Origin of the sequence: Micromonospora sp. CPCC 205739 (genome assembly GCF_036906795.1) — a bacterium.
GTDB lineage: Bacteria > Actinomycetota > Actinomycetes > Mycobacteriales > Micromonosporaceae > Micromonospora.
This window is the reverse complement of the sequence record NZ_JBAKHS010000023.1, coordinates 65,588-84,278: the sequence shown is the minus strand read 5'-3', so window position 1 is coordinate 84,278 and position 18,691 is coordinate 65,588. Positions and strand designations below refer to the sequence as shown.

The window sequence follows — 18,691 nt, the reverse complement described above, 5'->3', positions numbered from 1 at the left end:
CGCGGTCACCCTCGACACCAACACCATCAACGCCCCCGTCTGCCTACAACCGACCGGAACCCCCACCGCCACCCCCACCGGCACACCCACCGGCACGCCAACGGGCACGCCCACGGGCACGCCGACCGGGACGCCCACGGGCACCCCGACCGGCACGCCAACGGGCACCCCGACGGGCACGCCGACCGGCACGCCGACCGGGACGCCCACGGGCACCCCGACCGGTTCGCCCACGCCCACCCGTAGCCAACTGCCCGTCACCGGCGGCAGCGGCGGTGGCGCACTGGTGCCCGTCCTGACGGGAATCGGCAGCATCGCCGTCACCACCGGCGCAGCCCTGCTGCTCCTCTACCGACGCCGGATGTCGGAGTCCTGACCGGCAGGCCCCGGCGGCCGGTGACGGCCGCCGGGGCCCCCGAGGCGCACTGCGCCGAACCCCGACACTCAACCGTCCCGATCGTTCGGCGTGGACTCCACCATCGCCGCGACGAGGGCGGCCACCGGTACGGTGGCGAACCCGACCCGGGCGTCGCTGGCCCCGTACGGCAGCCACAGCTCGCCGGCGTGGACGAGCCCGCCACAGGAGTAGACGACGTTCGGTACGTATCCGTCCCGGTCGGCCTCGTCGGGCGACAGGAGCGGGCCGGGGAGCCGCGCGACGACCCGGTCGGGTCGATGCAGGTCGAGCAGGAGCGCGCCGACGGCGTACCGGCGCATCGGGCCGACACCGTGGGTGAGCACGAGCCAGCCGGCGTCGGTTTCGATGGGAGATCCGCAGTTGCCGACCTGGATCAGCTCCCAGCTGTCGCGGGGGCCGTGCAGCGGCTTCGGCTCCTGCCACCGGTTCTCGCCGTCCAGGCAGGTCAGACCGATCGTCTCGCCGTCGGCGCGGCACAGCGCGAGGTGACGGCCGCCGACGGTACGGGGGAAGAGCGCGACACCCTTGTTGCGGGTGCCCGGCCCGCGCATCGGGGTGATCTCGAAGCGGCGCAGGTCGGTGCTGGCCAGCGCGCGGGTGGCGATGCGCCGTCCGTCGTAGGCGGTGTAGGTGGCCCGGTACACCGGTCCGGACTCGTCGGTGAACCTGACGAACCGGGCGTCCTCCATGCCGTTGCTCTCCGCCGGGGTGGCCGGCCAGAGCACCCGTTCGTGCAGGGCCGTGTCGGCGGGGAAGGTCGTGGCGTAGCTGGCGGCGTTGATGCGGCGCAGGTGTTCGAGGGCGGCCGGACCGGTGCTGCGGGAGAGCAGGTCCGGTGGCAGATTGCCGAGCACCCGCTCGAAGGCGGCCTCGTCGTACCGGTCGGGCAGGGCGTCCACCACGGTGGCGGTGACCTCGTTGTCGCAGTCCTCCTCGGTCAGCCCGGCGGCGAGCAGGTCCCGGCGGTGCCGGACGCCCACCTGTTCTCCGACGACCAGGGAACCCGATCGGTCGGCGACGGTGAGCCGGCTGCCGGGTCCGAGGACGGCGGTGGCGAACCCGATGGAGGAGAGGTGACCCTCGCCGATCTGGCGCAGGCTGACCGCGACGCGCAGCTCTCCGGCGACCAGAGCGCTCTGGTCGGGGTGGGCCACCATCGACGGGTTGCACAGTGCGGCGGCCTCGACCGCGTACTCGTGGCTGAAGTAGGCGCCGACCAGGAGCCGGGCTGTGGGGGAAAGGTCCCGTGCCCGGGCGGTGCGGTGCCGGACGAGGTCGTAGTGGTGGTGGAACGTGCCTTCCAGGTCGCGGTGCCGGGCGCCGAAGCGGTCGAAGGTGTCCCTCAGCAGCCTGCCGGTCTCCTCGTCGTCGAGGTGCGCGACGCGGTCGATGAGCGCCCGTGCGCGGGTGCGTACCACCGCGTCGTCCTCACCGGGGACGAAGAGCTTGACGATGACCCGGCGTGGATCCGGGGTGAGGGTGATGCCCTGCCGGACGGCCAGGGGTCCGGTCACGACCACCGCCGGGCGTGCTGCAGGGTGGCGATGAGGGCGAGGGTGGACTCGGCGCCCTGGTTGAGGTTGGGTCCGTGCGGGGTCAGCCCGTCGTAGCCGCCGCCGGTCGCCGGATCCCACATCGCGGTGCCGACGTCGTTGTCGCCGAGGAACCATCCGACCGCCTGCCGTATGCCGGTCTCCCAGGCGGGGTCGCCGGTGAGCGCGGCGGCGGTGGCGCAGGCGTCGGCGAGGGCGGCGACCTCGATCGGCTGCTGGTCGTGGCGGGGTCGTTCCGTGCCGCGCCGCCACCCGCCGGCGGGTACGACCGACAGCCGCCCGTCGAGGAGTTGGACGTCCCGCAGCCAGGTCAGCATCCGCAGCCCGTCGTCGAGCGGTGGGCCACCGTGGCGTAGCTGGCTGGCGGCGATGACCACCTCGGCGAGGGCCGCGTTGGCGTAGGTCAGCTGCTGCTGGGGCCAGGCCCAGCGCGGGTCGTGCCCGGGGCCGCCGATGGCGGTGGCCGCGTCCGTCAGCAGCGCGGCCGCGGCGGCGTGAGCGGGATGGCGGCGCAGCACCTCGGCGGCGCCGAGCCCGGCGAAGGCCATCGCGTGCGGGGCCGGGGAGCGCCGGGTGGCGCCCCGGCTGAAGGCGACCAGCGCCTCCTCCCGGATCCAGGCGGCCGGACTGCGGGCGGCGGCGGTGCCCAGCCCCCACAGCGCCCGGCCCCACCAGTCGCCGAGGCCGGGCTGGTCGGCCCAGCGCCGGTCGTGACCGAGCCGGTTGTGGAAGGCGCCCCCGGCGTTCTGCGCGTGGGTCAGGAAGGCGAGGTAGCACTCCGCGAGCCGGAGGACCTCGTCGGTCGGCTCCGGCTCACGGCTGGTGACGACCAGGCCGCGCGCGACGTCGTCGGTGCAGTAGCCGTGCTCCCGGCGGACGATGGCGTGCCGGGCGTGCTCGAACAGGCCGGTGTCGTCGCTCAACCGGCTCAGGTGCGCGAAGCTCGGGCCGGGTGCGGCCAGCCGGGGGCCGCTGTCCGACGTGCGGGGGCGGCCGGTGGTGGTGGTCACGCCGGCACCGCGCTGACCGCCGGCGGGCGGGCGGCGACGAGCCCGTCGGCGAGGGCGCCGTAGCGGGCTGCCACGGCCGGCCACCGCAGGTGTTCGGCCAGCGGCCGGACCCGGTCGGCCAACCGGACGGCCAGGCCCGGCTCGGTCAGGATCCGCCGGATGGCGACGGCCAGCGCCGCCGGGTCCCGATGGGGTACGACCAGACCGGGGCCGCCGGTGAGCAGCTCGACGGCGTGCGGGAACGCCGTGGCCACCACGGGCACCCCGGCGGCCACCGCCTCGATGAGCACGCCGGAGGTGACCTGTTCGTGGGAGTCGTAGGGCAGCACGACCACGTCGGCGGAGCGGATCAACCGGCCGAGGGTGATCTGGTCGTGGTAGACGTCCTGGTAGTCCACGGCGTGTGCGACGCCCAACTGCGCACCGAGCCGGTGCAGTCCCGCCCGGTACGCCTCCCCCTGGTGCTCGACCACCTTCGGGTGGGTCCGGCCCGCGACCGTGTAGGTGGGTGTCGGGTCGAGGTCCTGCAACCGGGCGAGGGCTCGCAGCGACCACTCGACGCCCTTGCCCGGACCGAGCAGTCCCCAGGTCAGCAGGTGTGGGCGGGTACGGCGTTCGGTGGGTACGCCGACGTGCGCGGCGGCACCGTGCGGGATGACCGTGACCTTGGCCGGGGGCACGGTGTAGCCGACGAGCAGCCGGTCGCGCGCCGTGTCGGTCATCGTGACGACCGCGCCGGCGGCGGCGACGATCTGCTCCAGCAGGGACCGCTGCCGGGCGGAGGGCTGGCGGAGCACGGTGTGCAGGACCACGATGCTCGGCACGGCGAGCCGGCGCAGCAGCGGCAGGACGTCCTCGCCGTCGGCGCCGGGGTAGATGCCGTACTCGTGCTGCACGACGGCCACGTCGAAGGTGTTCAGGGCGGTCGCGGCGTCCCGCCAGCCGGCGGGGGTACGCGTCGACCAGGTGTGCACGACCCCGGGCCCGGCCCGCTGGTCGTCGCCGCGGTCGGTGACCCGGACGATGCCACCGCGCGTGCCGTCGGCGGTCAGGTGGGCGGCGAGGGCGGAGTTGAAGGTGGCCAGTCCGCACCGGGTCGGCGGGTGGGTGCTGAGGAATCCGTAGCTGGGCATGGTGTCGGGCCTTCCGGTTGTCGGCGCCGCCCGGAGTACGGGGGCGGGCCTCACGCGGTGACGGCGCACGCCGGCCAGCGTGTGTGGCCGGCGGAACGGATTCGGGGCGGATCGGCTGCGGGTGGGGGTCCTGACCGGGCGCGGTTCGTCAGGATCCGCCGGTCACCGAGCAGGCTCGGCGTTGCGGTCGGCGATGAGCGCGTCGTAGACGGCCAGATAGTCGGTGACCATCCGGTCGGCGCCGAAGCGCTCCCGGGCCCGCGCCCGGCAACCGGCGCGGTCGAGCCCGACGACCCGGGTGACGGCATCGACGGCCTGCGCGACGCTGTGCACGAGGAATCCCGTCACCCCGTCGTCGACGACCTCCGGCATGGACCCTCGCGCGTATGCGACGACCGGCGTGCCGCAGGCCATCGACTCCACCACCGACAGTCCGAACGGCTCGTCGAAGGCGATCGGGTGCAGCAGGGCGGTGCTGGCGCCCAGCACCTCCGCTCGTCGTCGGGGACCCACCGATCCGAGGAACACGACCTGGTCGCCGTCGATGTGCGGGGCCACCTGTTCGGCGAAGTACCGCTCGTCCTGCACGATGCCGCAGATGGTCAGGGGCCGGCCGGAGAGGCGGGCGATCTCGATGGCGGTGTGGGTGCCCTTGTCGGGATGGATCCGGCCGAAGGCGGCCAGGCCGGGGCCGGCGTCGCGGGTGAACGGCAGCGCGGTGAGGTCGACGCCGTGGTGCACCGTGGCGACGTAGTCCAACTCGGCGCTCCGGTCCGCGTCGGAGATCGACACGTAGGACGAGCGGGCCCGGGCGTACGCGGGGAGGATCCCGGCGCCGGAGAAGCCGTGGACGGTGGTGAGCAGCGGAGCGCGGCAGTGCTCGGCGAAGGCCAGCGGCAACCAGTCGAGGTGGTTGTGCACCAGGTCGAACTGCCCCGAGCGGGCCAGGGCGTGCGAGACGTGCATCGCCTCCCACACCCGCCCGTCCATGCTGGGATCGTCGGCGTACCCCCGGGGGCACACCCCGTCGAGGTGTGCGGAGGTGACGGAGTCCAGCGTCGCGAAGAGCGTCACGTCCACGCCGCGGGTGGCCAGCCCTTCGGCGAGCAGGCCGGTCACCTGCTCCCAGGGGCCGTAGTGGTGCGGCGGTGTCCGCCAGGCGACCGGTCCGAGCAGCGCCACCCTCACGGGGACGGCGCGTCCGCGAGGTCGGCCGGATCGAGGCGCAGGGTGGCGAGCAGCCCGACGTGGTCAGCGGAGTTCACCCGCTCCGGCAGTTCGCGCTCGACCCAGTCGGCCCTGAAATGCTGGCCACGTTCGCGCAGAAGGCTGACGATCCGGTGCCTGGCGATCCTCATACTTGTACTCCTCTGTGAAGCCGTCCGGAGCGTCATGCGCACGGACGGTGGTGTGGGCGGGCCGGTCGGATCCCACCACCGGAGGTCGGGGTGGGTGGCGGACGTTCCGGGACCGGTGCGGCCCGCGACGTGAACGATGACCAGTCGACAGACGAGCGCGCCGGCGCGATCGGATGGCGAGCGCCCAACGCCTCTGGCGAGCCGGTGGTGACGGCACCTGACGGCCTCTAGCGGGAGGCCCGGGCGACATGCTCACCGTACGCCCCACGGCGTCGATCTGCACCATCGCCGCAAGCCGGGCGGTGCGGAAGCTGCCTGCACAGCGGCGACGGCGGTGGAGGCGTACGCTTGCGGTGTCGCTCGGGACTCCGGTGACTGACGGTCCGCTGCCGGCGGACGCAGCCGCACCAGACGGAGCCGCCGCGTCATCCCGCCGCCGCACGCTTATCGGCCGGGTCGCCGACTCCGTCGCGTCCCCCGGTCGGCCCCTCCCCCGCACCGGTACGCCGGGCCGCGACAGTCCGTCGCCGGCCTGCCCTCACCCGACGCCACGCCGGCCCCGATCAGCAGCCAGCGACGTCGGGTACCCCTCGGAAGGCGGCGGTTCGTGATGACCGCACCCCGAAACAGGCACGTCCCACTTCCCCGCATGAACGGACACGACGGTCCCGCCACTTCTCGCCTGACGCCCCTGCGCCTCCCGGTGAAGCGCTCGCGAATCGGGGACCTGTGGATCGTCGCCGTGGTGTTCGCGATCGTGCTCCTGCTGCTCCTGATCTTCGTACTGCAGAACGGGCAGCGGGCCGAGGTGACGTTCCTCGGCGTACACGTCGCCCTGCCGCTCGGGGTGGCACTCCTGCTGGCCGCGGTCGTCGGGGTTCTGCTCGTCGCCCTCCCCGGCACCGCCCGGATCGTGCAGCTGAGGATGCGCGCCCGCCGTGCCGCGCCCCGAGCGGCGAAGCCGCCCGGTCCGACCTCCCGACCGGCGACCGGCGTCGCCCAGGCCCCGCCACCGCACCAGGAAGGCTGACCCATGTCCGTCACCAGCCAACGCGCCGCCACGAACGCGGCTTCGACGCCCACCGCACCCCGGCTCGTCCTCGGCGGCACCCGGAGGCTGGCGGTTCTGGACGGCGGGTGGTGGCCGCGGTCCCGGGACCCGGCCGCCGAACTTCCCGGCCTCGTCCTGGCTCTGGCCGAACGCCACGGCCGGATCCGGCACATCATGCTCAACATCCACGCCTGGGACGACCGGCTCCGCCGGTTGACCGTCGGGCCGGACGTGGTCCGGCTCGGCTGGTTCGACACCCTCGACCCCGCCGTGCTGGTCGCCACCACCGGCCGGGACATCCAGGTCGACCTGCTGGTGGTGCCGCCCGCGACTCCCCAGGCGGCAGCCGAGCGGGCGATGGCGACCGCCGCCGACCCGGCCAACCTCAGGCGAGCGCCGGACATCCTGGCCGCGGTCCGGGTGCCACCGACGCAGGCGGCGACGACCCGCGCCGAGCTGTCCGCGGTCTAGCGGGTGGCACGGACGTCGCCGGAGTCTCGCCCATCGGGGAGGAGGACCGATCGGGTTTGCGAGAATCACCGGGAACGGACAGACGGCCTGAACGACCTGCCCCCGCGAGTCACCCAGACCCGGCGTAGTCCGCCGCTCGACGAGGAGGAGGTGCGTATGCCACTCGACCGTGAACCGTGGCCGACGCTCGAGGAGTTGCTGCGCGAGGAGGGCGAGCTGGAGCTGCCGGCTCTGTCCGAGTCGGACGCGTACGAGTTGGGGATGCGGGCGGTTGCCGCCGCGAAGGAACGCCAGCTGCCGATCGCGGTGGGTGTGTGGCGGACGGGGCGCCAGTTGTTCCACTGCGGGCTGCCGGGTTCGACGCTGGACAACGACGGGTGGCTGCGTCGCAAGGGTCGGGTGGTGATGCGGTTCGAGCACTCGTCGCTGTACATGGCGCGGCTCTGCCAGGACCAGCAGGTGACCCTGGCGGAGAAGTTCGGACTGCCGGCCGCCCGGTACGCGGCCGCCGGCGGCGCGGTGCCACTGCGCGTTCGCGGCACCGGCGTGGTGGGCTGGTTCGGCGTGTCCGGCCTGCCGCAACTGGACGACCACCGCTTCGTCGTCGAGATGCTTCGCGCGACCTCGCGATAGGCACCTCTCCGCCTCGGGCTTGCATCCGGTACCTGGGTACGGGTTTACCGTCGGGGGCATGAGCAACCACCACATCACGGCAGCTGCGTGGGTTCCGGATGCCTGCACCCTGCCGACGGCCGACCGGCCGCTTCGGCTCACCGAGTTCGATCGGTTCTTCGGCGATGCCGTGCGGGGTGTCGACCGGCTGTCGCCGCAGCATCTGCGGTTGCGGCTCGACGGCGCGGCGCGGGTGGCGGAGGAGGCGCGGGAGCTGACCGACCGCGAGGCGTCCTGCTGCTCGTTCTTCGCCTTCCACCTCTTCAGGCCTGACCCGGACTCGTTGACCTTGGACGTACGGGTGCCGATGGCACACGTCGACGTGCTCGATGCGCTCGCCGCCCGGGCCGCGTCCGCCCGGGATCAAAGATGAACGCTGCCGGTCTGCGCAGCGGCCAACTGGCCGACGCCGCCGGGGTCAACCTGCAGACGCTGCGCTACTACGAGCGCCGCGGGCTGCTCACCGCCCCGCAGCGGTCACCCGGCGGGCATCGGCTCTACCCCGCCGAGACGGTGACCCTGCTGCGGGTCATCAAGACCGCACAACGTCTGGGTTTCACCCTCAACGAGGTCGCCGAGCTGCTCGATACCGGCCGGCACCACCACGGCAGCCACCCGGACCTCGGCCTGCAGGCCCGGGCTCGCCAGAAGCTGGTCGAGGTGGAACAGAAGTTGGCGGACCTGACCGTCATCCGGGACACCCTGCGCGCGGCCGTCTCGGCCGGCTGTGACGACCTGGTCGCGTGCGCCGGCAACTCCTGCTGTCCCCTGCCCTTCGCTGATCTGGCCGAACGGAACGACCCCGGCGACACCTGCTGATCCGCCGGAGCGTCCCGGGCGGCCCGGCGTCGGCTCAGGTGGCCACCTTGTGCAGGGCGGCGGCGAGCTTCTTGAGGTCCAGGCCCGCCAGGTGATCGAGGAAGTGCCGGCGTACGGCGGCCAGGCTCGTCGGCCAGGCCTGCTCCAAGCGGGCGAAGCCCGCGTCGGTGAGGACGGCGTTCCAGCCACGGGCGTCCTCCTCGGACCGGACCCGCCGGACGTACCCCTGGCTCTCCAGCTTCTGCACCACCCGGCTCATGCCGCTGAGCGACATGTCGCAGGCGGCGGCGAGTTCGCTCATCCGCAGCCGCCGCTCGGGGGCCTCCGAGAGATGCATCAGAGCCTGGTACTCGATGGCGGGAAGTGCCTGCTCGCGGACCATGTCGGCGTCGATGGCGCGGGGCAGGGCATAGATGATCCGGTTGAGAGCCCGGACGACGGCTTCCTCGTCCGGATTGAGCGATTGGACCCCTTCGGGAGTCCCTGTCGGGTTCGACGTGACGGTGGACATGCTCCCACTATACTTGCTTGACGAAGGAACTAAGCAGTCACTGCTGGTCGACGGCGGCGCCAACTTCACCTGATCCCCACCGGACGCCGGGCACGCCCACAGCATGGGCGTACCCGGCGTAGCGTGGCAGGGGTGAGGGCTTTGTCCTGGTCCGCCCCGTCCCCGGCCGACCCGACCACTCGCCGGGCCCTGCGGTGAATCCGCCGGCGGGCGCCGACCGCGCAACGTCCCTGCTGACGATGGGCCACGGGTCCGCCGACCGCCCCCAGCTCACCCGCTTGTTGACCGAGGCGGGCGTCCGGTCGATCGTGGACGTACGCCGGTTTCCGCACAGCCGTCGCAACCCGGACGTACGCCAGGAGGCGTTGCAGCGGTGGCTGCCGGAATCGGGCATCGCCTATCGGTGGGACGAGCGCCTGGGTGGCCGGCGGCACAGTCCCGCCGGCAGCGCGGATCCCGACACCTGGTGGACCGTGCCTGCCTTCCGCGCCTATGCCGCACACACCCGGACGCCCGAGTTCATCGCCGCCCTCGACCTCCTGCTCGAGGAGGCCTGCACCGGCACCGTCTCGGTGATGTGCAGCGAGGCGGTCTGGTGGCGGTGCCACCGCCGCCTGATCGCCGACGTGACGACGCTGGCCCGGGGCGTACCCGTCCGTCATCTCATGCCCGACGGACGGCTCAATCCTCATCCCACGGCCGAGGGGGCCCGGCTGCGCCCGGACGGCCTGGTGATCTGGGACCGCGGCTGATCGGAACGCTCACCCGCCGCCGGCCGGTTCCCGGGCGGCATCCCGCACCGGGTCGGGGCGTCGCTCGGCTCCCCCCTCCGTGCCGTGGACAGCTTTCCCACGACGCAGCAGCGCTGCGGTGAGCGCGGCGAGAGCGAGCAGCGCCACGAACGCGACGGTGCCGCTCACCGCCGCCTGCGCGGTGGCGCCGGCCGCCGCGTAGAGCGCCGCGGTCGGCAGCACACCCGCCCCGCCGGCCAGCGCGACCCGGCGCCAGCCCAACTCGGAGGTACCGGCGAGCACCGCGACGGTCTCGGCGAGCACCGGCACCGGGCGGGTGACCAGCACGGCGAGCAGCCCGTAGCGCCGGAGCAGCGCCTCGGCGCGGGCGCGTTGCGCCGGCGTGGTGGTGCGCAGGAGCAGGCTGCGGCCCCGTCGGCCGAGGCCGAAGGCGACGAGCGTGGCGCCGAGCCCACCGACGAGGGACAACAGGGTGCCCGGGAGCACGCCGAACAGGGCTCCGTTGGCCACCATCACCAGGCTGGACGGGACGGGCATCGCCACGTCGATCAGCAGCAGCGCCACGCCGGCCAGCGCGGCGGCCGGGCCCGCCGTGCCGAGCAGCGGCGACGGGTCGGTCAGCAGGGGTACGTCCAGCGCCTCGACCAGGGCGAAGACCGCTACCAGCGTGGCCGGCATCCCGGCGAGGAGGATCGGGTATCCCCAGTGCCGCCCGGCGTTCACATGTCGCGCCGGTAGAGGATCGCGTTCGCGGCCATCTCCAGGAAGCACTCGCGGATCAGCAGCTGGTGACGTGACTTCTCGGCCACGATCGGGAAGGTGATGTCGACCACCGCCGGCCGGGCCAACGCGAGGCCGAGCTGCTCGGCGACGGCGAACCCGCTCATCGCGTCGAGGTTGCTCAGCAGCAGCATCCGCATGTGCCGCCACGCCCGGCCCCGCGCGCCCGCGGCCAGGCCCTGCGCCTCCCCTACCAGCTCACGAGCGGCGCCGAGCACGGTCGCGACGAGCGGGACCATGCCGCCCGCGGTTCCCCCTGCCGACTCCGGCTCGTGGCCGAACGCACGGTGCAGGTCCGCCACGGCCGCCTCGTGCCGCTCGGCGGGTGCGGCTATCTCGTGGAGCCAGGCTCGGATGTGCGGCTCGCTCACCTGGTCGGCGGTCTCCTGCAGAGTCTTCCGATACGCCGACTGCAGCGTGCGCGTCGTGACCAGCCAGGGCCGGACCCGGTCCAGGTGTGCGTGGACGGTGGCGTCGTCGACTTCCACCAGCAGCGGGGGGTTCACGAACTGCTCCCGTCCCGCACGACGCGCCACAGCACGCCGGTGTGGCCGTAGGACATCTGCGTCTCCTGCATCACCCGGGAGACCCCGAAGTCGAGCACGTAGAGGCTGCCGTCGGGGGCGAACTTGGCGTCGACCGGGCGCTCCAGCCCGCCGGTGCCCAGCGCCGACGCCGGTCCGGGCCGCGGGTTGCGCATGAACGGCTCGCTCGTGCCGTCGGCCGGGTCCACCGCCAGCACCCGGAATCCGTGCTCCAGATCCCGCGGGTCCGGTGAGTTCAGCGGCGCGAGGGTGCCCCATTCGCAGGCGAACAGCCGCCCGCGGTAGCCGAAGGACTCGCTGCGCGAGACGTCCAGGCCGGTCATCGCCGAGTGCGGTTCCTCGAGGAACATGGCCGGGCCGGCCCACGGCGGCGGGTTCTCCAGCAGCGGCTCGGCCGCCCGCCCGCGGCGGGGCAGGTGCGACGTGTGCCAGGCAGGTAGGCCGTCCCCACAGACGTCCGGGAACCCGTACCAGGCGGGCCGGTCGATCGAGCCGTGTGGCGTGCGCGCCGCGTCGATGCGCCAGATGCGGTCCGGGTCTCCCTGGATCGCCCGGTCGCCCGTCTCCTCGAAGTCGTTGTCGGAGACGTACAGCTCGCCGTCCTCTCCGAACACCATGCCGTAGGGATTGCGCAGACCCCAGGCCACGAGTTCCATCTCGCTGCCGTCGGGGTGGGCGCGCCACAGCCCTGAACTGCACTTCAGCTCACCCCGTACCACCTCCCCCCGCTTGGCGGGGGTGCCGAACGGCTTGAACGGGCCGGTCTCCACGAGGTACGGATACGGCCCGGTCGGGTCGTAGGTCTGCACGTTGTTCCCGGTCAGGACGACATCCTCGCCGGGCACGTCGTGGACGCCGATGTGTCGCGCCACGTCGACCTGGAATCCCTGCGGCAGCACCACTCCCTGCTGCGACACCGAACCCTGGGCGAAGTACATCAGACCGTCGGGGCCGAACACCGGTCCGCCGGGTTCGTGCCAACCGCCGTTGGGCAGCCCGTCGACGAGCACCGTCTGCCGGCCGGTGGCCAGCTCGATCCGGTCGATGCGGGCGTTGCGGCCGCCCTTGCACGACACGAGCAGCGCACCGTCGTGGACGGCGACGTGCCGTGGCCCGCCGAGCGCCTCCTCGGTGACGACGTCGAGGGAGCCGTCCGGGTCCAGTCGCAGGATCCGGGCGGGCAGGTAGGGGCGGGTGGGCCAGGTGCTGCCGCCCTCCAGCACGAACAGCGTGCCGTCGTCGGCGAAACCCATCCCGCAGGGCATCGACAGGCCGACCAGCACCACCTCCACGCGGTAGCCGTCCGGCACCACGACGTCGGCCGGGTCGACGCGCGGTCGTGCGGGCGTGGGAAGGCGGTTCAGCCCCTCGGGCTCCGCCACCGCCACCGACAGTGGCAACAAAGAGGTCATCACACGTCCTTCGAGAGCCGGTCCGGCCCGCCGCGCCGCTTGCGAGGTTGCTGCCGGGCCTGCTCCGATCCGGGGGTCCAGTTCCGAAGGCGACAATACGGACTTGTCGCACCACAGATCGCCACATCCTCCGATCAGGTGCGAGAACGGTGCCGTGCAGGCATTGAGCGTTCTGCATCTGCCTGCGCCCGCCCCGCGCCCGGTCCAACCATGAGGAAGGAGGTGAGGGCGGTTCAGATTCATCGAAGGTGCGCTCCCCGGTGAGCCCGGGCCGCCGGCGCGGCACCACCCCCGCCACGGGTGGCAGGATCCGGCCACCGACGGCGCCGATGCTCGCGAAGGCTGTCGAGACGGTGCCGGAAGGCGAAGGCCTGTCCTACGAGCCGAAGTGGGACGGCTGGCGCGCCCTCGCCTTCCGCCACCAGGACGGGGTCTACCTGCAGTCCAGGGCCGGCCGCGACCTCGGCACCTACTTCCCCGACGTCGTGGAGGCGGTCCGCCGCGCGGTGGCACCCGGGACGGTCCTCGACGGGGAACTGGTGGTCTGGGAGGGTGACCGGACGGACTTCGCCCAGCTGCAGCGGCGTGTCACCGCGGGCGCCCAACGTGCGGCCCTGGTCAACCGGCACCCCGCGCACTACGTGGTCTTCGACCTCCTCAGCGCCCCGCCCGGCCGGCCGCTGCTCGACGAGCCCCTCGCGCAGCGCCGCGCCCTGCTGGCCGCACTGATCGCCGACGCACCGGCACAGCTCACCCTGTCGCCGCAGACCACCGATGTCGGCCAGGCACGCGAGTGGCTGCGGACGTGGACCGCCGCCGGCATCGAAGGGCTCCTGATCAAGCAGCTCGACAGCCGCTACCAGCCCGACCGGCGCGGCTGGCGGAAGTACCGCGCCTACCACACCACCGAAGCCATCATCGGCGGCGTCAACCCCAGCGTCACCGATCCGCAGATCCTTCTGCTCGGCCGCCTCGACGACACCGGCCGGCTCCGGTACACCGGCCGCACCCACACCCTGCGCCCCGACCAACGCGCCGAGCTGGCGGACCTGCTCACTCCGCACCCCACCACACCGGAGCATCCCTGGCCGCAACCACTGCCGGCTTCCTGGACCGGGCAGCTCGAGCGGCCACAGCCCCTCCCCTACGTCCCGGTCGTCCCCACCGTCGCCGCGGAGATCGACGTCGACACCGCCTACGAGCACCACCGGTGGCGCCACCTCGTCCGCTACCGACGGCCACGCCTCGACCTCGCCGTCACCGACGTACCGCCGCTCAACGGCCGGTCCTGACCGCCACGGCGTGCTCCGCACCGGGCGGCTCTTGACCGCGCGGTGTTGATCCGTTTAGCGTCGTCAATCAGCAAGGTCTCTTTACTAATTCCCTCCATCCGTCGTGGAGTGCCGATGCGACCGTTGCGCCACCGCCGCCTCACCGCCCTCGTCGCCATGGCGACCCTGCTGGTCACCGCCGCCCCGCCGACCGCCGTGGGCGCGGATGACAGCCGCGACCGCCGGGCCGGGTACCACCGGGTCGGCTACTTCACCCAGTGGGGCATCTACGGCCGGACCTTCCCGGTCAAGAAGCTCGACACCTCCGGGGCGGCCAGCCGCCTCACCCACATCAACTACGCGTTCGGCAACGTCAGTGAGGACGGGCGCTGCTATGTGGACGGTGGGCCGGGCGAGGGTGACGCCTGGGCCGACTACCAGCGTCCCGTCCCGGCGGAGGAGAGCGTCGACGGGGTCGCCGACGCCTGGGGTGAATCACTCAACGGCAATTTCGGCCAGCTGGCCAAGCTCAAGGCCAAGCACCCCCACCTGAAGGTGCTGATCTCACTGGGCGGGTGGAGCTGGTCGACGTACTTCTCGAACGCCGCCCGCACCGACGCCTCCCGCCGGGCGTTCGTCGCCTCCTGCATCGACCTCTACCTCAAGGGCAACCTGCCCGTCCTGGACGGTGGCAGCGGCGGCCCGGGTGCCGCCGCCGGCGTCTTCGACGGCATCGACCTGGACTGGGAGTGGCCGAACTGGCCGGGCGAGCCGGGCAACGTGGTCCGCCCCGAGGACCGGGAGAACTTCACCAAGCTGCTCGCCGAGTTCCGCCGGCAACTCGACGCGTACGGCCGGACGACCCGCGAGCACCACCCGCTGACCGCCTTCCTGCCGGCCAACCCGGCGACCATGGACGCCGGATACGAGGGGCGCAAGATCTTCCCGTACCTGGACTTCGCCACGGTCCAGGGGTACGACTTCCACGGCGCCTGGGACCCGGTGACCAACCAGCAGTCGGCGCTGCGCGTGCCGGCCGGAGCCCCGGACAGCCCGGACTTCTCCGCCGAGGTGGCGATCAACGGCTGGATCGCGCGCGGTGCGCCGCGCGGAAAGTTGGTCCTCGGCATCCCCTACTACGGTCGCGGCTGGACCGGCGTCACCGGGGGTGGGAACGGTCTCTTCCAGCCCGCGGCCGGGCCCGCGCCGGCCACCTTCGAGGCCGGTTACGAGGACTACCGGCGGCTCAAGACCCTGACCGGCAGCGGCTTCACCGTCCACCGCGACCTGCGTGCCGGGCACGCCTGGTTGTTCGACGGCACGACCTTCTGGACGTACGACGATCCGGCGGTGGTGCTGCAGAAGACGCTGTACATCCGGCGGGCCGGCCTGGCCGGAGCGATGGTCTGGTCCTTGGACGGCGACGACGACAACGCCACGTTGACCAAGACGATCGGGCTCGGGCTCGCCACGCCGTAGCCGTACCCGATGCTGCCTCTGCCGCCCGACCGGTCGCGCGGCGGAGGCAGCAGCGTTGGCGCGGTCACCGGCCGCCTTCGGCCAGCTCGGTGAGCATCCCCTCGCAGCTGCGGACGACGACCTCCGCGCCCCGCCGCTGCGCCAGCCGCAGCAGCGGATCCTCCGCGCGGTTGCGCCAGCGCCACTGGGCGTCGGAGGCGACCTCCCAGAGCTGCTGCACGCTCGCATCGTGCTCCAGGCCGAGTCGGCTGGCCAGGTCCACGCCATCGCCGCCGACCAGGCGCTGTGCCTCCGCGGCCGGTTCGGCGTCGAACCCCAGCTTCGTCGTCCGCAGCGCCGCGAGCAGGCGCAGCTCCCGGAACTCGTGGGCACCGGCGAGGATCTGCTCCACCGCAGTGAGCAGCTCCCCGCTGCCGGGGCCGGGTTCGGCCTTCGCGAGCGCCTCCACCGCGGCCAGCGCCGAGCGGGCCTTCAGCGTGTTCCGCCTGTCGACGAAGAACCGGTTGATCGACTCGCGCAGCTCGGTCAGGCCACTGCGCCTGGTCAGCTCGGTCGCCAGCTTGCCCCGGCTGTCGCAGCCGGTACGGACGAGGGTGGTGGCCAGCCGCACCCCGACCAGGCCGAGCCGGTCGAGCAGCGCGGCGCGTGTCTCGGCGTCCAGCCGTACCGGCAGCTCACCGCGGACGAAGCGGTCGGCGGAGAGCAGGTGCGGTTCCAGCTCCTCGCGGGACACCCGGGCCAACTGCGCGAGCGCGGCGAAGTCCGACTCGCTGAGCACCCGCCCGGCCAGGCCGATCGCCCCGCTGCACGCCACCACGTTCACGCAGAGCGCGTTCACCCGGGGGTCGCGGTACTGCCGTCGGGCGAGCTGACGGGCGGTGAGCAGCGCGTCGATCCGTCCGCCGCCGGTCTCGTCGACCCGGGACAACACCATGATCACGTTCACCGGGGCGGCCTGCCCGACCCGGCTCTCCCGGGTGGACTCCAGCACCTGCAGGTCGGTGCCGCGAGCGTCGCGGGTCAGGTACAGCACCGCGTCCGCGTCCCGCAGCACCCGGTCCATGACCGGGGTCCGGCCCTGCTCGCCGGCGGCGTTGATCGCCGGGGTGTCGATCAGGGTCACCTGCCGCAGCGCCCGGGTCGGCCACTGCACCACGATGTCGCGCAGCTCCCCCGCCCGCCAGCCGACGAGGTCCACCCGCATCCCGGTCGCCGACCTGACCACCGTCAGCTCCTGCGGAGGTTGATTGCTCGAGTAGGCGGTGGCACGCGGCTGCGGACCGTCCTCGTACCAGGTGAAGATGCCGTTGCCGTCCGGGCCGTCGACCGGCGCGACCTCCTCACCCATGATCGCGTTCAGCACGGTCGACTTGCCGGACTGCCACGGGCCGGCGATCGCGACCCGTAGCGGTTTCTCCAGCCGGGCCAGCTGGTGCCGGAGGTGACCGGTCGCCCGGGGGTTGTCCCGATAGTGCTGGAGGGCCTGGTGCAGCAGCCCCCAGACCGCCTCGTCCAGCCGCAGGCCGACGGTCATGCTCGGGGCTCCAGCGGCGTCGGGGCCGGTCGGGGGGCGGTCAACTGCTGGGCCTGCTCGTAGACGGCGGCCAACCGGGTCATCTTCAGCCGGATCTCGCGCTGGCGCTGGTCGCGGACGGCCGCGTCGGTGTCGGCGGCCTGCTTCGCCGTCCGGAACGACTGGACGATGGCCTCCTGCAACTCCTCGGTCAGCGCGGTGAAGTGGTCCCGGAGCATCCGCTGCACCTGCCGGGTGGTGTCCCGGCAGCCCTTGGCCGCCTGGACGAAGAAGTCGTCGACGTACCGCTGGATCGCCGTCTTGACGGTCGCCTGGCGGCGGCGCAGCAGCTGCTTGCTCTCGTCCCGGATGCTCTTGCCGCCGAAGAGTGCGCCGGCGCCGATCGACACCGGGTTGATCATCGGCATGCCGGCCAGCGTCATCGCCAGGCCGAACATCAGCAGGCCACCGTACGAACCCTTCATGCCGGTGATGACCTTCTGGCTCGCGGTGAACCGGTCGATGGTCGGCCGCTCGATCTCCGGCAGCCGGTCCACGAGGTCCTCCGGCACCGTCATCGACCAGGGCGGCAGCACGTCGTAGCCGTACCGGGCGAAGTTGTCGGCGACCCGCCGGGCCACCCAGTCGCAGCGCTGGGCCAACCACTCGTGGTTCGCCTCCGCGGCCTCGACCAGGCTGCGTTGCAGCCACTCCTGGAAGGTGTCCCAGGCGACCAGCGGGTCGGCCGTGTCGAACGCCTCGTCGACCATCCGCAGAATCTGCCGGGTCCGGTCACGCAGGTCGTACTCGATGTCGGAGAGCAGGTCGGCCATCTCGTCGTTGAGCGTGTTCTGCCAGCGGGTGGAGCACCGCCGCAGCTCGTCGACCTCGCGCTGGGCCGCGTGCAGCCGGGAGATCGGACCGGACTGTTCCTCCGTCGCCTGGCTCTCCAGCTCGGCGCGCAGCGGCGCGGCGAGCTGCTCCACCACGGTACGGGTGATCATCGCCACCGAGGCTCGGGCCAGCACGTCGGCCTTGCCGGTCAGGTCGCGCTGCAGGCGGGCGATCAGCGGCGGGAAGCCCGACTCGGCGTTGAGCCCGTGGTCGTCGGCGGCGGCCGCGCGGAGCCGCAACGCCGCCGACACCGGGATCAGCGCCGCCGGTATGCCGGCCTGGGCCAGGTGCTGCCGGTTGCGCTCGGCGACCGCCCGCCAGTCCGGTACCAGGTCGATCTTGGTCTGCACCACCACCACATTGGGGTGCGACCGGGTGACGTGCAGCAGCATGTTCAGCTCGGCGACCGAGAGTTCCCGGGTCGAGTCGGAGACGAGCAGCACCGCGTCGGCGCGGTGGAGCGAGGCGGCCGGGGCGGCGGCGCCGATCATGGCCACCTCGTCGGTGCCCGCCGTGTCCACCAGCACGAGCCCCGCGCCGAGCAGCGCGCGCGGCAGTCCGATCTCGACGTACCCCGGGCTACCGCCGGGCCGGCGCCCGAACGTGCCGGCCACCCCGGCCGCGATCTGGTCCAGCGGCACCGGGGTCCGCTCGACCATCGGCACGGCGGTGCCGGCCGGCCGTGCGGGGGCGGACGCCGCCTGGACCACCGTGGCCGACGCGACCTCGGCGTGCTGCACCACGGTCGGCAGGACGGTGGTGCGACCGTCGCCGACCGGGCACACCGGAGCGTTCAGGATCGCGTTGACGAGCTGGCTCTTGCCCTGGTTCGGTTCGCCGAGGACCAGGACGCGCAGCTTCGGGTCGAGCAGCTGGGCGCGTTTCTGCCGGACGGCCTGAAGGAGGTCCGCCCGTCCGTGTTCCCGGCACGTACGGGCGATCTCGTCGAGCACGTCCAGCCAGATCCCCGCCATCACCGCACCAAGTGTGCGGATTCCGGATCAATTATCAAGAGGGGATCCGAATTGGGGCAGGGAGAAGGCCGGACC

Annotated in this window: 19 protein-coding genes and 1 pseudogene; 9 read left to right on the top strand and 11 right to left on the bottom strand. The window is 72.9% G+C overall.

Going from position 1 to position 18,691, the window contains the following annotated elements; translation table 11 throughout:
* Positions 1-376: pseudogene (locus V6U88_RS25865) on the top strand (ice-binding family protein); the annotation flags it as partial.
* Positions 377-444: 68 nt separating this feature from the next.
* On the opposite strand, the gene V6U88_RS25860 reads toward V6U88_RS25865, so the two are convergent.
* From V6U88_RS25860 to V6U88_RS25840, 5 genes are all read right to left on the bottom strand, one after another.
* Positions 445-1,932, bottom strand: coding sequence for a glycoside hydrolase family 130 protein (locus tag V6U88_RS25860; RefSeq protein WP_334456895.1), 1,488 nt, complete (start codon positions 1,930-1,932; stop codon positions 445-447).
* Positions 1,929-2,981, bottom strand: a complete 1,053-nt coding sequence (locus V6U88_RS25855) for a glycosyltransferase (protein ID WP_334456894.1) — start codon at positions 2,979-2,981, stop codon at positions 1,929-1,931. The genes V6U88_RS25860 and V6U88_RS25855 overlap by 4 nt, the downstream gene beginning before the upstream one ends.
* Positions 2,978-4,114, bottom strand: a complete 1,137-nt coding sequence (locus tag V6U88_RS25850; protein ID WP_334456892.1) for a glycosyltransferase — start codon at positions 4,112-4,114, stop codon at positions 2,978-2,980. The genes V6U88_RS25855 and V6U88_RS25850 overlap by 4 nt, the downstream gene beginning before the upstream one ends.
* Before the next feature lie 162 nt (positions 4,115-4,276).
* Positions 4,277-5,302 (bottom strand): glycosyltransferase family 4 protein, encoded by a 1,026-nt coding sequence (locus tag V6U88_RS25845; RefSeq protein WP_334456889.1) that lies wholly within the window; start codon positions 5,300-5,302, stop codon positions 4,277-4,279.
* The gene (locus tag V6U88_RS25840) at positions 5,299-5,472 is read right to left on the bottom strand and encodes a hypothetical protein (protein ID WP_334456887.1); all 174 of its coding nucleotides are present in this window, start codon (positions 5,470-5,472) and stop codon (positions 5,299-5,301) included. The genes V6U88_RS25845 and V6U88_RS25840 overlap by 4 nt, the downstream gene beginning before the upstream one ends.
* A 742-nt stretch (positions 5,473-6,214) precedes the next feature.
* Between V6U88_RS25840 and V6U88_RS25835 the strand changes: the two genes are divergently transcribed.
* From V6U88_RS25835 to V6U88_RS25815, 5 genes are all read left to right on the top strand, one after another.
* Positions 6,215-6,502, top strand: a complete 288-nt coding sequence (locus V6U88_RS25835) for a LapA family protein (RefSeq protein ID WP_334456885.1) — start codon at positions 6,215-6,217, stop codon at positions 6,500-6,502.
* Positions 6,503-6,505: 3 nt separating this feature from the next.
* Positions 6,506-6,994 carry a DUF5994 family protein gene (locus V6U88_RS25830; protein ID WP_334456882.1) on the top strand — a complete coding sequence of 163 codons (489 nt, stop codon included), beginning with the start codon at positions 6,506-6,508 and terminating at the stop codon, positions 6,992-6,994.
* Positions 6,995-7,150: 156 nt separating this feature from the next.
* The gene (locus V6U88_RS25825; protein WP_334456879.1) at positions 7,151-7,627 is read left to right on the top strand and encodes a heme-degrading domain-containing protein; all 477 of its coding nucleotides are present in this window, start codon (positions 7,151-7,153) and stop codon (positions 7,625-7,627) included.
* Between the two features lie 58 nt (positions 7,628-7,685).
* On the top strand, positions 7,686-8,039 hold the full coding sequence (locus V6U88_RS25820) for a hypothetical protein (RefSeq protein ID WP_334456877.1): 354 nt from the start codon (positions 7,686-7,688) through the stop codon (positions 8,037-8,039).
* The gene (locus tag V6U88_RS25815; RefSeq protein WP_334456874.1) at positions 8,036-8,485 is read left to right on the top strand and encodes a MerR family transcriptional regulator; all 450 of its coding nucleotides are present in this window, start codon (positions 8,036-8,038) and stop codon (positions 8,483-8,485) included. The genes V6U88_RS25820 and V6U88_RS25815 overlap by 4 nt, the downstream gene beginning before the upstream one ends.
* Before the next feature lie 34 nt (positions 8,486-8,519).
* On the opposite strand, the gene V6U88_RS25810 is transcribed toward V6U88_RS25815, so the two are convergent.
* Positions 8,520-8,996, bottom strand: coding sequence for a MarR family winged helix-turn-helix transcriptional regulator (locus V6U88_RS25810; protein WP_334456871.1), 477 nt, complete (start codon positions 8,994-8,996; stop codon positions 8,520-8,522).
* Between the two features lie 239 nt (positions 8,997-9,235).
* On the opposite strand from V6U88_RS25810, the gene V6U88_RS25805 reads away from it, so the two are divergent.
* Positions 9,236-9,748 carry a DUF488 domain-containing protein gene (locus V6U88_RS25805; protein WP_334456868.1) on the top strand — a complete coding sequence of 171 codons (513 nt, stop codon included), beginning with the start codon at positions 9,236-9,238 and terminating at the stop codon, positions 9,746-9,748.
* 9 nt (positions 9,749-9,757) lie between these two features.
* Here the strand turns inward: V6U88_RS25805 and V6U88_RS25800 are convergent, their stop codons facing one another.
* Genes V6U88_RS25800 through V6U88_RS25790 form a run of 3 tightly spaced genes read right to left on the bottom strand, consistent with a single transcriptional unit; the run spans position 9,758 to position 12,485 of the window.
* Complete coding sequence (locus V6U88_RS25800; protein WP_334456865.1) at positions 9,758-10,426, bottom strand: TVP38/TMEM64 family protein; 669 nt, start codon at positions 10,424-10,426, stop codon at positions 9,758-9,760.
* A 41-nt stretch (positions 10,427-10,467) separates the two neighbouring features.
* A complete protein-coding gene (locus V6U88_RS25795) occupies positions 10,468-11,034 on the bottom strand; it encodes a hypothetical protein (RefSeq protein ID WP_334456863.1) in 567 nt (188 codons plus the stop codon).
* Positions 11,031-12,485, bottom strand: a complete 1,455-nt coding sequence (locus V6U88_RS25790) for a PQQ-dependent sugar dehydrogenase (RefSeq protein WP_334456861.1) — start codon at positions 12,483-12,485, stop codon at positions 11,031-11,033. Before V6U88_RS25790 ends, V6U88_RS25795 begins: the two co-directional genes overlap by 4 nt.
* 329 nt (positions 12,486-12,814) lie before the next feature.
* On the opposite strand from V6U88_RS25790, the gene V6U88_RS25785 reads away from it, so the two are divergent.
* Together V6U88_RS25785 and V6U88_RS25780 are read left to right on the top strand one after the other, a co-directional pair.
* Positions 12,815-13,777, top strand: a complete 963-nt coding sequence (locus V6U88_RS25785; RefSeq protein WP_334456858.1) for an ATP-dependent DNA ligase — start codon at positions 12,815-12,817, stop codon at positions 13,775-13,777.
* A 114-nt stretch (positions 13,778-13,891) separates the two neighbouring features.
* Positions 13,892-15,235: a glycoside hydrolase family 18 protein gene (locus V6U88_RS25780; protein ID WP_334456856.1), complete on the top strand. Its 1,344-nt coding sequence runs from the start codon at positions 13,892-13,894 to the stop codon at positions 15,233-15,235.
* A 64-nt stretch (positions 15,236-15,299) separates the two neighbouring features.
* Here V6U88_RS25780 and V6U88_RS25775 read toward each other — a convergent pair whose 3' ends face one another.
* The gene (locus V6U88_RS25775) at positions 15,300-16,769 is read right to left on the bottom strand and encodes a dynamin family protein (protein WP_334456854.1); all 1,470 of its coding nucleotides are present in this window, start codon (positions 16,767-16,769) and stop codon (positions 15,300-15,302) included.
* The gene (locus V6U88_RS25770) at positions 16,766-18,616 is read right to left on the bottom strand and encodes a dynamin family protein (RefSeq protein WP_334456852.1); all 1,851 of its coding nucleotides are present in this window, start codon (positions 18,614-18,616) and stop codon (positions 16,766-16,768) included. Before V6U88_RS25770 ends, V6U88_RS25775 begins: the two co-directional genes overlap by 4 nt.
* Between the last annotated feature and the right edge of the window lie 75 nt (positions 18,617-18,691).

What these genes read in the sequence shown, in the direction of transcription:
- V6U88_RS25850 (WP_334456892.1), bottom strand. Translation starts at nt 4,114, where the DNA reads ATGCCCAGCTACGGATTCCTCAGCACCCACCCGCCGACCCGGTGCGGA.
- V6U88_RS25840 (WP_334456887.1), bottom strand. Translation starts at nt 5,472, where the DNA reads ATGAGGATCGCCAGGCACCGGATCGTCAGCCTTCTGCGCGAACGTGGC.
- V6U88_RS25830 (WP_334456882.1), top strand. Translation starts at nt 6,506, where the DNA reads ATGTCCGTCACCAGCCAACGCGCCGCCACGAACGCGGCTTCGACGCCC.
- V6U88_RS25825 (WP_334456879.1), top strand. Translation starts at nt 7,151, where the DNA reads ATGCCACTCGACCGTGAACCGTGGCCGACGCTCGAGGAGTTGCTGCGC.
- V6U88_RS25820 (WP_334456877.1), top strand. Translation starts at nt 7,686, where the DNA reads ATGAGCAACCACCACATCACGGCAGCTGCGTGGGTTCCGGATGCCTGC.
- V6U88_RS25815 (WP_334456874.1), top strand. Translation starts at nt 8,036, where the DNA reads ATGAACGCTGCCGGTCTGCGCAGCGGCCAACTGGCCGACGCCGCCGGG.
- V6U88_RS25810 (WP_334456871.1), bottom strand. Translation starts at nt 8,996, where the DNA reads ATGTCCACCGTCACGTCGAACCCGACAGGGACTCCCGAAGGGGTCCAA.
- V6U88_RS25805 (WP_334456868.1), top strand. Translation starts at nt 9,236, where the DNA reads ATGGGCCACGGGTCCGCCGACCGCCCCCAGCTCACCCGCTTGTTGACC.
- V6U88_RS25800 (WP_334456865.1), bottom strand. Translation starts at nt 10,426, where the DNA reads ATGCCGGCCACGCTGGTAGCGGTCTTCGCCCTGGTCGAGGCGCTGGAC.
- V6U88_RS25790 (WP_334456861.1), bottom strand. Translation starts at nt 12,485, where the DNA reads ATGACCTCTTTGTTGCCACTGTCGGTGGCGGTGGCGGAGCCCGAGGGG.
- V6U88_RS25785 (WP_334456858.1), top strand. Translation starts at nt 12,815, where the DNA reads ATGCTCGCGAAGGCTGTCGAGACGGTGCCGGAAGGCGAAGGCCTGTCC.
- V6U88_RS25780 (WP_334456856.1), top strand. Translation starts at nt 13,892, where the DNA reads ATGCGACCGTTGCGCCACCGCCGCCTCACCGCCCTCGTCGCCATGGCG.
- V6U88_RS25775 (WP_334456854.1), bottom strand. Translation starts at nt 16,769, where the DNA reads ATGACCGTCGGCCTGCGGCTGGACGAGGCGGTCTGGGGGCTGCTGCAC.
- V6U88_RS25770 (WP_334456852.1), bottom strand. Translation starts at nt 18,616, where the DNA reads ATGGCGGGGATCTGGCTGGACGTGCTCGACGAGATCGCCCGTACGTGC.